Source organism: Limnohabitans sp. 2KL-51, assembly GCF_003063645.1.
GTDB lineage: Bacteria > Pseudomonadota > Gammaproteobacteria > Burkholderiales > Burkholderiaceae_C > Limnohabitans_A.
Map to the genome: position 1 here is coordinate 75,701 of NZ_NESJ01000010.1, position 12,097 is coordinate 87,797.

Genomic DNA, 12,097 nt, shown 5'->3' on the forward strand with positions numbered 1-12,097 from the left:
TTATGTTGGAATCGATGAGCTCATTGCAGTTGAGTCTGGCCGCCATCGGGGCGCTCACGGTGGGTGCCGTGGTGGTCTACAACTACTGGACATCACGCAAACACGCGCCTCGCCAAGCCGACCCCCATCGCGATCCTCCGCTGGAGTCGAGTTTAAATGCCATTGAACCTGTGCTTGACGCTGATCCTGCCGTATCGAGCAGCATGACTGAACCCTTTGAGCCGGTGTTACAAGACAACTTCACCCACCTGAGCCAGCCCGATCGTAAAACCCAGCTCGATGCGCTGATCGACGTTTTGGCCGTGATCGAAGTGGACCAACCTGTATCTGGCGATGCCGCCTTGGCGGCCCTGCCGTCCACACGCCGGGTAGGCACCAAGTTGTTTTCTGTCGAGGGGTTTTTTCAAGTAACAGGGCAGTGGGAAGCACTGGCCGCTGGGCGGCGTTACAACGCCTTTCAGGCGGGGGTTCAACTGGCTAACCGTGTGGGTGCGCTCAACAACATCGAGTTTTCTGAATTTGTGGTCAAAACGCAGGCTTTTGCAGATGCGATAGGCGGCAGCGCCAGTTTCAGTGACATGCTCGAAGAGGTTGCCCGCGCCAAAGAGCTGGATCAATTTGCCAGCGTTCACGACGCTCAGCTGAGCTTCACGCTGTGTGCCCGCACCGCAGCTTGGAGCCCTGGCTACATTCATCAGCATGCTGCTCGCTTGGGCTTTGTTCCGGGTGTCATACCCGGCCGCATGGTTTTGCCTGCCTTGGTGCAAGGCCTGCCAGCTGTCCTTTCAATCACCTTTGACACCCATGCGGCGATGGCCGAAGACCCGGATCTGTCTCCCATTCGCTCTTTTGCATTGAGCCTTGATGTTCCCCAGACCGCCCGAGAGGAACAGCCTTATGTCCGCCTGCGCGAAGCCGCTGTTTCGCTGGCTGCACAGATGGACGGTGTGGTGACCGATGGCGAAGGCCAAGTGCTCAGTGAAGCCACGCTCGACCAAATTGGTCTGGACTTGCAGCAGCTGTATGACGCCCTGGACGCCCGCGAGCTGTCAGCCGGATCGCCACAAGCCCGTCGTCTGTTCTCTTGAATGCGCCCCAGAACCGTGAGCCCCAACACGCCAGGCCTTTTTGATGACTTGTCTGCTGAATCATCGACAGCTTCGACACCTGCCGACACCCCGGCCATTCAGGCTCAAGCCCTGCGCCGCCAGTTGCACCACCACGCGCACGCTTACTACACGCTGGACTCGCCCGAAATCCCCGACGCTGAATACGACCGTCTGTTTCGCGAGCTGCAAGCCCTGGAATTGGCGCAACCCGAGCTTCTGACATGTGACTCGCCCACCCAGCGAGTTGGCGGGGCGGTCTTGGACGCGTTTGCCCAAGTCACGCACCGCGTGCCCATGCTCAGCATCCGCACCGAGACCGACACCGAGGCCAGCGGGGCCGAGGCCTTTGACGCCCGCATTCGCAAAGAGCTGGGCCTGAGCGAGTCTGACCCGCCCGTGGACTACGTGGGCGAACTCAAATTTGACGGCCTGGCCATGAGCTTGCGTTACGTAGGCGGCTTGCTGGTGCAAGCTGCCACACGAGGCGATGGCGAAACTGGCGAAGACGTCACCGCCAATATCCGCACCATCAGGCAAATTCCCTTGCGGTTGCCGTCCGACGCCCCCAGCGTGCTCGAAGTGCGCGGCGAGGTCTACATGCGCCGCGATGATTTCGAAACCCTGAACGAGCGCCAGCGGCAACGCATCGCCGCAGGCACCAAAGGCGAAAAAACCTTCGTCAATCCGCGTAACGCTGCAGCGGGTGCGGTGCGCCAGCTCGACTCGGGCATTGCGGCTGAACGGCCGCTGAGCTTTTTTGCTTATGGCCTGGGCGACATCACGCCCGCCAACGAAGGCGGCCCGCAGTGGACTTCCCACTTCAAAATGCTCATGCAACTGAAAGATTGGGGCTTTCCGTTGGCCGAGCAAACCGCTTGTGTCCAAGGTGCTGCAGGGCTGGTGGCGTTTCACCAGCGCGTGGCCGCCGAACGCGATGCCTTGCCTTACGACATCGACGGTGTGGTCTACAAGGTCAACGATCTGTCGCTGCAGGCTGGCTTGGGTTTTGTGACCCGCGAGCCACGTTGGGCCGTGGCGCACAAGTACCCCGCGCAAGAAGAAATGACCACGGTGCTGTCCATCGACGTTCAGGTGGGCCGCACCGGCAAACTCACGCCCGTAGCCAAATTGGCCCCTGTGTTTGTGGGGGGTGTCACGGTGACCAATGCCACGCTGCACAACGAACTCGAAGCTCGTCGAAAAGACGTGCGGGTGGGTGACACGGTCATTGTGCGCCGGGCAGGCGATGTGATCCCAGAAGTGGTGTCGGTGGTGCTGGACCGCCGTCCGGCCGATGCGTCGCAGTTCACCATGATGAGCCACTGCCCAGTGTGTGAGAGCCTTGCTGAGCGGGAAGAGGGCGAAGCAGACCATCGCTGCACGGGTGGGCTGTTTTGTAGCGCCCAGCGCAAACAAGCCATCTGGCACTTCGCCCATCGCCGCGCCATGGACGTGGAAGGCTTGGGCGACAAACTGGTGGACCAGCTGGTGGACACGGCCCAAGTCAACACATTGGCCGACCTCTACCACCTGAAGCTCGACATCTTGGCCAACATGGACCGCATGGCCGAAAAATCTGCCGTCAACTTGATGGAGGCTTTAGAAAAGTCCAAGACCACCACGCTCGGACGCTTTTTGTTCAGCCTGGGCATTCGCCATGTGGGCGAAGCCACGGCCAAAGAGCTGGCCCGCCATTTCGGTCAGCTCGATGCCATCATGGTCGCCAGCGAAGACGCGCTCTTGCAAGTGGCCGATGTGGGTCCTGTGGTGGCCCACAGCATTCGCACCTTTTTTGATCAGCCACACAACCGTGAGGTGGTGCAAGCCCTGCGCGATGCGGGGGTCACCTGGCCCGAAGGTGAGGCCTTGGCCCCCACCGAAATGCCTTTGGCGGGCATCACCGTGGTACTCACCGGTACGCTGCAAACCATGGGCCGCGACGAAGCCAAAGAAAAACTTGAAGCCCTGGGTGCCAAAGTGGCAGGTTCGGTCAGCAAAAAAACCCATTACGTTGTTGCTGGGGCCGAATCGGGCAGCAAGCTCGACAAAGCCCTAGCGCTGGGGGTGCCCGTGCTGGACGACACGGGTTTGGCTTTGCTTTTGTCAGGCAATAAGCCCTGAGCTTCGGTCGACTGGGACAGCCGTGTGAACCAGGCCCTTTAATGGGTAAGAACTTCCAGCAGTCGATCCAAGCCACCTTCATGGATGGCCACCATGGCTTGCTCACGCACTTTGGGTTTGGCGTGGTAAGCCACCGACAAGCCGGCCACGCCCATCATGGGCAGGTCATTTGCGCCGTCGCCCATGGCAATGGCCTGGTCTGGTGTGATGCCCATCATTTGGCAAGTGTCCAAAAGGGTTTTGCGTTTTTCTTCACCGTCGCAAATGTCGCCCCAGTCTTGGTCCACCATGCGACCGGTCAGCACGCCATCTTCTAATTCCAGCAAGTTTGAGCGCGTCCAGTCGATGCCCAAGACATCGCGCACATGGTCGGTGAAATAAGTGAAGCCGCCCGAAACCAAGAGCACTTTCATGCCCGCAGCCTTGCAGGCGCTTACCAAATCTGCCGCGCCTGGATTCAGGCGCAGTCGCGCACTCAAAACTTCATGCATGTGTGCGACTGTCACGCCCTTGAGCAAGGCCACACGCTGGCGCAAGCTCTCTTTGTAGTCGGTGATTTCGCCGCGCATGGCCGCTTCAGTGATGGCCGCCACTTCTGCCTTGCGTCCAGCGGCATCTGCGATTTCGTCCACACACTCGATGTTGATCAAGGTCGAGTCCATGTCGAAAGCGATCAGCTTGAATTGGGAAATTCTGAGGGGAGCAGCAAAACCCTGAATGGTCAGGCCTGGGGCAAATTCGGTCGCTTGAATCATGGCATCGATCAAATCAATTGAGGAAATTTTAGGCTCGCCAGTTTCGCATTTGCAGGCCCGGCAATGAGATCCCGGCCTCATTGTCACTGATCAGATTTATTCCGCATGTGCTCTCAATGCCTTGGTGCGGTCAAAGTAGAAAGTGATGATCTGTAAAAATCAATAATAATATTATACTAAAATAATAACATATAAAATATAAGTACTCCATTTGGCTAGTTTACATCAGTTCGCTATCAAGCATGATTGATACATAGGGTTTCAGATCAATTTGTAGCTCTAAGTTTTTGAATTCATGCAAGATTTTGTGGAGGATACAGTGAATAAATCACGTTTTAGATGGTCTTCTTTAAGGGTTCTGGGTCAAAAAGTTGCTCGAGCTATCCTGGCTGGTTGCGTTTTTGTCACCATCGCCTCATCAGCGGTTGCACAATCCCTAAGCTCCCGCGTCAGCATTGACGCATTTGGCGAGGTCTACGTCACTGCGTTGGCGGCACCCGTAGAGCAAACCAGGGTGTTTGTTTACCGAATCGGCCAGGCGCCGAACGCATCGCCGATCAATATTTATCTTAATGGCCAATACCACGCCTCTTTATTGCGAGGCGGTTATACCGAATTTTGTGCCGCTCCAGGTGCGGTCAACATCAAGGCTGCGCTCGATGATGCATCTAGACTGCACACAAGCAAGCTTGATGCGGGTCAACGCTTAGAGCTCAAAGCAGGACAAACGAATTTTCTAAAAGTTGATGAAAGCTCTTCACCTGCAATCGGCTTGTTGAGCGGCACAGCGGCTCAAACCAAAGCGGAGATCGAAAGTACACGCCGCCAAATACACACCATTTCGCGCGCCAAGGCTGCACTGACATGTGGGCAACCTGCTGCCGCAGCTGCTGTGATGACTCCCCCTCCTGCGCCAAAACCGCCTGTTCCTCGCGAATACGCGCTTGAAACGGATGCACTGTTTGAATTTGGCAAGGCTGAAATCCGCGCTTCTGGTTTCAACGCCATTGAGTCGTTGGTGCAACGTTTGCTTCAAGATTTCTCTTCTGTTGAGCGCATTCGTGTGGTGGGATTTACGGACCCAATTGGTTCAGCTGCTTTCAACAAAAAGCTTTCCCAAGACAGAGCTGATGTGGTGGCTCGTCAAATCGTCTCGCGAAAAATTCCTATCGAGCGAGGCATTGAAGCAGAAGGTCGCGGCCCCATTGAATTGGTCAAGAGCGGATGCGGCAACACGCCGACCCCTGAAAACAAAATTTGCCATGCACCCAATCGCCGGGTCATGGTTGTGATCACCGGTGCGCGCCGCTGATCGATGGCCCCTGAACACTTTTTTTGAGAGACACACATCATGAGCAAGTCATACAAAATCAAACTCAATCAAGGCCCAGGTGAGGCCAAGTTGGTGGACATTCCTCAAGTGTCTGGCACAAGCCAGCCGCTGGCTGTGAAAGCTGTGCCAGGAGGCAAATACCAACTGGTAGATGCGAGTACGGGTTACGGGCCAGAAAACATTCGAGCCAGTCGTAATGGCAAAAATCTTCAAGTTTTCTTTGAAGGACGGGGTCAGCCAGATTTGGTCGTTGAAGACTATTACGCAGAAGCCCCAGAGGGCTTCAATGGATTGATTGGTGAGTCGGAGTCGGGTCGCTTTTACGAATACATTCCTGAAACAGCAGTTGGCAATTCAGCCGTGCCATTGTTGGCTGATGGCTCTAATCAGGTGGGCATGGCCTTGGGTGGTGCTGAGATCAATGCCTCAGGTGCCGCAGTGGGCGCATTGGTCGCTGCGGCGGCTTTCAATCCCCTGCTGTTGGCTCCGTTGGCTTTGCTGGGAGCTGCGGCTGGCGGCGGGGGTGGCGCAAGCGGCGGTGGAGGCACGACAGACACCACCCCGCCCGTCATTAAATCCGCTAAATTGCATGTCGATGATGACACTGGTGCCAAGGACAATGTGACCAGCGACAAAACGCCTCGCATCACGGGTGAAACCGAAGCCAATGCTGACGTGTCGGTCGAGGTGAACGGAAAAACCTATACGGGTAAAGCTGATACCAATGGCTTGTTTGTCATTCAGGTGCCGGATGCCGATGCTCTAAAAGATGGGCCTTACACGCCTAAAGTGACCGCCACCGATGCGGCAAAAAACAAGTCGGCCGTGTTCGATGGCACGCCATTTAAGGTGGACACCAGCCCCGACAAGAATGAACCTGACCCGGACCCCAACGCGGGCTCTGTGATTGACATTGTGAGCATCACAATAGACTCCGGCCAAGTTAAGACTGATTTCTACACCAATGACAACCAGATGTTACTCAACGGCACATTGAAAAACTTCACCCAAAATGGCGATTGGGTCAAGCTTGAACTCAAGGATGCCAGTGCCAAAGTGATTGACACGGCCTATGTCAAACCTGTAGCCAACGGAACAGGCTGGGACTGGAGTTGGGATCGCACCGCCAAAGACAAGATGGTCGATGGCCAGTATTCCATTTCTGCCGTAGTGGTCGATGGCGCAGACAACGTGGTGGGCAGTGGCAATTCTCGAGTCTCCGATGTTCAGGCCATCACCATTGATACGGACAAAGACAACAATTTCGGGCCCAACAAAGAGGAGGACCCCAACAAGTCCAGTACCGTCGATATCGTATCTTTGTCACTGGACACGGGTTACAGCAACGCCGATTTCATCACCAAGGATCGGACCCATGTTTACACAGGAAAACTGAGTGCTTTCACCAACAATGGTGCATCCGTTGAGTTGACGCTCAAAGACGCCACGGGCAAGGTGCTGACCACAGAACATGTGACCCCCAAGCAGGTCGCTGGTGTGTGGACATGGTCTTGGGATCAAACCTCCAATGCGCTGCCTGATGGTGAGTACAGCTTGCAAGCCAGCTTGGTCGACAAAGCGGGCAATCCGATTCAGGTGGATACGCAGGTCATTTCTGTTGACAACAGCGCTGGAGAGAATGGCGGTAAGTTGGATCCAAACGCATCACTCAAGATGCTGCCTGTGACTTTTGCAGATGACACGGGCGTGAGTCAAACGGATTATTTGACCAACGACCAATTTTTGACATTCAAGGGGGGATTTGACAAAGATTTCGTCAACAACGGTGATCGCGTGTTGGTCCAGGTATTCGGATCCGATGGCTTGGTCATATCTCCCCAATATGTTTTGCCATCGGGCAAAACCTGGGAATTTGAAAATCTGACAAAACTGGGGGCTGACACCAAAACAACCACTTACACGGTCAAATCTGTGTTGGTGGATGCTGCAGGAAATTCGCTCCAAGCGACGGATCAATCTTTTGTCATTGACCGCTCAGTGTCGATTTTTGATGGCTCCGGAGCCAAAAAAGAAGCAGGGCTGTGGACTTATTCGACCATCAAGTTTTCTACGGACGAGCAAGGGTCTTATAAATTCACAGGGGGGACGGGCGTCAAAAACTATACCGGTGGTCTTTTTGACTTGAAAGATATTGAAGGCAAGACTTTTGAAAAGGGCGCATTCAGTCTCGAGTTCACGGACAAAGCGGGCAACATTTTCACCATCAAAAATGACGATGTGCGCATGGACTTCAGTACTGCCAAAATGTCCACCGATACAACGTCTCCCGCAGTGTTGCCTGCGCCCGGTTTCAGCAACAACCAATTGCTCGGATCCATTGGTAAGTTGACATTGGACGCAACTTCCACCAAAGAGTTGGACATGGCATCGTTGTACGATGGCATTCCTGATTTGGGTGACGTGGCAGCGATCAACCAAGTGGATCTGAACAAAGGGGATCACACCCTTAAATTGACCATGGGCGATGTGTTGGATTTGGGTGTCAAAAACAGTTTCTCCAATGCAACGGCCCACCAAGGTCGCCTGCAGATGCGCATTGATGGCGATGCTGGTGATAAAGTGGTGCTGGATGATTTGGTGGGCACGATCGACCACGACTGGAACGCTAATAATTCACGGGTCACTTTGGATGGACAGGAATACCGGGTATTCACCCACGAAGGCCTCGGCCTGAGTTTGTTTGTTCAGCAAAGTGTGCAGATCAATTTGGTTTAAACATCAACTTAAAGTTCTTTTGACGGTGACATCCAAATACTTGAAGCAATGGGGGGTAGTCGTCTTCGGCGTTTTTTTTGGCGGAGCCGCAGCAGCAGATCCATTGTTTGATTTCACCTTGTTCAGCCCCCCTGAAGTTTCTCAGCGCCGCTTGCAAGAGCCTGAGGTCAGTTGGCTGGTCAAGCCCAATGCCAGCAGCTTTTGTCAGCAGGCTCAGCCCAAAGATGGTTTTGTCAGTCGTCCTGAGGGTTGTGTTTATTGGCAACTGCAGGCTTCGCGATGCACCATCGTGACCACGGGACAGACCACGCATTCGCTGCTGGGACATTTGTTTGTACATTGTTTGCAGGCGAGGTGATCATGTCGCTGGTCGCAGTTCGCTTGCCCAAAACTCCGTTTCAATTTATGGGGCTGGGTTGTGTGCTTGCTATTGGACTGTTTATGGCGGGCTGCGAGACCACAACCATGCGACCACCCCAGGTGGACACCGTGCGCTTTACGCCTATGCCTGACGCCAAAAGGGTGATTGCACAGCCCAAGGTCAAATATCTGGTTCGTCAGGATGGGCATGAATACTGCGCTCGCATCACCGGCATTCCTGTGACCCCTACTTCAAAACCCATGGCCTGTGCTTTCTGGAATGTCCGAAGAAAGGAATGTACGGTCGTCACGCCTGTGGTCACTGGTTACAACTACGTGGGTCACGAGCTTCGTCATTGTTTTGAGGGAGCTTTTCATGATTGATCAGCCCGTTTTTTCTGGCAGAGGAAACATGACGCGCAGAAATTTTTTGACTGTGCCACTGGCCTTATGCATGTCAGCCATTGCATGGCCTGTTTTGGCCCAAACATCCGGACTGGAGGGCGGTGTCTTGCAGGTTGGCGTACTGACAAATTACAAGCCCTTCAGCTTTGTCGATGGCCATTTGCAGGGGTTTGATGTCGATGTGCTCAAGCGTTTGGCGTCCATTTTGAATTTGGAGTTGAAAATTCACGTGGACGGCATGGCCACTTTGCAGAAAAAACTGAACTCAGGTGAAATTGCGGTCATAGCCAACCAGTTACTGATGACACAAGAAAACCGCCGCCAGTTTGATTTCGTTCGCGCCTATGCTGCCAACCAACTCGTCTGTGTTCAACACGAAGAGGATGCGCGCGATTTCCTGTCCTTGGACGATTTGGTGGGCAAAAAACTCGGCGTTTTGGCCAATACGGGTGTTGAAGATCAAGCGCGTGGTGCCTTGGGCAAGTCGGTCTTGCCTTTTTACAGCATAGATCTGGCCTTAAGACAATTAGCCGATAAAAAATTGGATGCGGTGCTGGAGGAAAGTTTGATCGCTGACTACTATATCGAGCGGTACGGTTTGCCCATCAAGGTCACCTCACCTTTCGCTCCTCCCTTGACTTCCGGCTGGGTCGTTCGCAAGGGCAACAAGCCGTTGGCACAGCGCTTATCCGAGGCTGTCCTGACCCTGCTTGGCGATGGCTCTTTCAAGCCAATTTCAGCAAGATGGTTTGGCTACGATGTCAGCAGACCCAGTGTTAGCCATACGTCTTTGCCCCGTTAGGCCTGAAGCTGTTGCGCTTCGGGGCGGTTCAAAGATGTTCAAAATTCGCCGATCACCATCCATTGTCAAGTCCAGCAGTTCAGACAGGGAAGTGCACCCCATTTTTTCCAGAACCCGGCTTCTGTGAAGTTTGACAGTTGAAGCAGCAGAGCCGTTCAGGTTGGCGATTTCCTTGTTGCCGAAGCCTTTGATCATCCACCCACAAATTTCACGTTCTTTATCGGTCAAACTGGAAAATCGCTGCCGCGCTTTTTCAATCTTCATTCTTTGATCAAGACCTGTTTTGTCTTTTTCCAAGGCCAAATCGATTGCTTGAACAAGTGCATGAAGTCCGAATGGCTTGAGCAGGAAGTCAACCGCCCCTTTTTTCAAAGCTTCTATGATTTCTGGGGGGTGACTCTCGCCCGAGATGAAAATGATTGGCGTGACGCGTCCTTGGTGTATCAATTCGTTTTGGAGGCTCAAGCCGCTGGTCTCTGGCATTCGGTTATCCAGCAGAATTACAGCAGGACTGATGGAAAGTGAGTCCTTCAGAAAGGCTTTGGGGTTTTCAAAGCTTTGAATTGAGTAGCGCAATGAACTTAGACTAAAGGCCAGACTTCTGCGGATGGATGGGTCGTCATCGATCAGGTAAATGTGGCCTTTGAAATCTTCAAAATTCATTCATCACCCACGTTGAACTGGTTGAAATGAAGGTTAAATTTTTTTGGAAAAAAATTCAAAGCTTCAATTTTAATACCAAAGTATAAATCATTTTTAAATCAATTGAAGTCACCGTGAATGGAGCAATCGCATGAATTCTGACAATTTGGGGTATGTGACGGACCTACCCACCGATGGTCAGAGCATTTTGAGCTTGGCAGCACGTTCATTGTTTGATGTGTTTGCCAACGCCAGTGAGGGAATGCTGTTGGTGGACCGGTCTGGACGAGTGGTCTGGATCAATGACCATTACCGCCGATACCTGCCCGCCTTGGGTTTCGAAAAAGAGGAGGATTTTGTCGGCCGGCCTGTGGTCGAGGTGGTGCAAAACACTCAGATGGGCAACGTGATGGAAACGGGGAAGCCCATACTCATCGATCTGCTGAGCAACAGAGCGGGAACTTTTTTGGTCAGCCGATTTCCCTTGCGTGATGAATCTGGGGTGGTCATTGGCGCTTTGGGTGTGGTTCTGTTTGATCAGCCCGAAACCAATTTGCGACCACTGATGGCTAAATTTGCCTTGATGCAACGTGAGTTGGACGAAGCACGCAATGCCCTGGCCGCGCAGCGTAAAACAGGGCCCGCCCTGCGTCAAGCTCGCTACAGTTTTGCAAGTTTTGTGGGAGCCAGTGGTGTCGTGACCGATTTGAAGCGCCAGGCCAGGCGAGCGGCCCAAACCCACAGCCCTGTTTTGCTTTTGGGAGAAACGGGTACCGGTAAAGAGTTGTTGGCCCATGCCATCCATGCCAGTTCGCCTCGTGCCAGAGGGCCTTTGGTCAGCGTCAATATCGCGGCCGTGCCGGATTCTTTACTGGAGGCCGAATTTTTTGGGGTTGTACCCGGAGCTTTCACCGGGGCAGACCGCAAAGGGCGTGACGGTAAGTTTAAGCTGGCCGACGGTGGTACCTTGTTTTTAGATGAGATCGGTGACATGCCTTTGGGCCTGCAGGCGAAGTTGTTGCGTGCCTTGCAGGAGGGTGAAATCGAGCCCTTAGGGTCCAACCAATTGGTGCCTTTTGATGTGCGGGTGATCGCAGCGACTTCCCGTGATTTGGCCAAACTGGTGCGCGAAGGCTTGTTTCGCGAGGACCTTTTTTATCGACTCAATGTTTTGCCACTTCGTGTGCCTGCTTTGCGCGAGCGTGCCTCTGACATTCCCAACTTGGTTGAGGTGTTGTCGGAGGCGTTGGCCTTGCGCAGTGCAGTGCCACAGCCAGAGTTCAAGAGTGAAGCGATAGCGTTGCTGTCAGCGCAACCCTGGCGGGGCAATGTCCGTGAACTTCGCAATGTGATCGAGCAGTTGCTGTTGCGCTGTGAATCGGGTTGTGTGGATGCATCAGCGGTCGAAGCTGTTTTGCGTGAATCCGGTCTCAGTCAGATTGTTCCCGCCCGTGTCGAGCCTGCATTTTCTGATCCCATGGATCAGATGCATTCTGCTGCAGACTCAACTGGGCAGCAATGGCCTTTGGCCCCGCGCATCCGCGCATTGGAGGTGCGGGCGGTGCAGGATGCTTTGAACCATACCAGAGGCAACAAGGCTGCTGCGGCCCATTTGCTGGGCATATCGCGTGCAAAACTGTACCAATGCCTCGTTTAAAATGTCTTTAAAAAATACATATGTATTTTTTAAAGACAAAACCAGTGTATTTTATTTGAACACACAAGTTCGAATTACTATCTGGTGGACTCATTCATCAGGTTTGACAAGGGTTTGAGTGATTGTGTAGTGACTGTTGCGATTGGCATGCAATATGCTTTAAATTTTTGAGCCGCA

10 protein-coding genes are annotated in these 12,097 nt (G+C 53.6%); 8 read left to right on the forward strand and 2 right to left on the reverse strand.

The genetic code is table 11. From position 1 onward, the window contains the following. The first annotated feature begins 14 nt into the window (after window positions 1–14). The gene (locus B9Z49_RS12045; RefSeq protein ID WP_108353782.1) at window positions 15–1,088 is read left to right on the forward strand and encodes a cell division protein FtsZ; all 1,074 of its coding nucleotides are present in this window, start codon (window positions 15–17) and stop codon (window positions 1,086–1,088) included. Then, on the forward strand, window positions 1,089–3,230 hold the full coding sequence (gene ligA / locus B9Z49_RS12050) for an NAD-dependent DNA ligase LigA (RefSeq protein WP_233254607.1): 2,142 nt from the start codon (window positions 1,089–1,091) through the stop codon (window positions 3,228–3,230). A 38-nt stretch (window positions 3,231–3,268) separates the two neighbouring features. Here the strand turns inward: ligA and serB are convergent, their stop codons facing one another. Beyond that, window positions 3,269–3,985 carry a phosphoserine phosphatase SerB gene (serB, locus tag B9Z49_RS12055; protein ID WP_108353784.1) on the reverse strand — a complete coding sequence of 239 codons (717 nt, stop codon included), beginning with the start codon at window positions 3,983–3,985 and terminating at the stop codon, window positions 3,269–3,271. 295 nt (window positions 3,986–4,280) lie between these two features. On the opposite strand from serB, the gene B9Z49_RS12060 reads away from it, so the two are divergent. From B9Z49_RS12060 to B9Z49_RS12075, 5 genes are all read left to right on the forward strand, one after another. Then, entirely contained in the window at window positions 4,281–5,297 is a 1,017-nt protein-coding gene (locus B9Z49_RS12060) for an OmpA family protein (RefSeq protein WP_108353688.1), read from the forward strand. Between the two features lie 39 nt (window positions 5,298–5,336). Continuing rightward, on the forward strand, window positions 5,337–8,054 hold the full coding sequence (locus B9Z49_RS12065) for an Ig-like domain-containing protein (protein WP_108353689.1): 2,718 nt from the start codon (window positions 5,337–5,339) through the stop codon (window positions 8,052–8,054). Beyond that, window positions 8,020–8,412 carry a hypothetical protein gene (locus B9Z49_RS21805; RefSeq protein ID WP_158273488.1) on the forward strand — a complete coding sequence of 131 codons (393 nt, stop codon included), beginning with the start codon at window positions 8,020–8,022 and terminating at the stop codon, window positions 8,410–8,412. The genes B9Z49_RS12065 and B9Z49_RS21805 overlap by 35 nt, the downstream gene beginning before the upstream one ends. 2 nt (window positions 8,413–8,414) lie before the next feature. Continuing rightward, the gene (locus B9Z49_RS21610; RefSeq protein WP_146188526.1) at window positions 8,415–8,798 is read left to right on the forward strand and encodes a hypothetical protein; all 384 of its coding nucleotides are present in this window, start codon (window positions 8,415–8,417) and stop codon (window positions 8,796–8,798) included. A 127-nt stretch (window positions 8,799–8,925) separates the two neighbouring features. Then, the gene (locus B9Z49_RS12075; RefSeq protein WP_158273489.1) at window positions 8,926–9,621 is read left to right on the forward strand and encodes an ABC transporter substrate-binding protein; all 696 of its coding nucleotides are present in this window, start codon (window positions 8,926–8,928) and stop codon (window positions 9,619–9,621) included. Here B9Z49_RS12075 and B9Z49_RS12080 read toward each other — a convergent pair. Next, complete coding sequence (locus B9Z49_RS12080) at window positions 9,556–10,284, reverse strand: response regulator transcription factor (protein ID WP_108353692.1); 729 nt, start codon at window positions 10,282–10,284, stop codon at window positions 9,556–9,558. The genes B9Z49_RS12075 and B9Z49_RS12080 overlap by 66 nt on opposite strands. A gap of 130 nt (window positions 10,285–10,414) precedes the next feature. Between B9Z49_RS12080 and B9Z49_RS12085 the strand changes: the two genes are divergently transcribed. Next, window positions 10,415–11,920 (forward strand): sigma-54-dependent Fis family transcriptional regulator, encoded by a 1,506-nt coding sequence (locus tag B9Z49_RS12085; RefSeq protein ID WP_108353693.1) that lies wholly within the window; start codon window positions 10,415–10,417, stop codon window positions 11,918–11,920. Window positions 11,921–12,097: the final 177 nt, after the last annotated feature.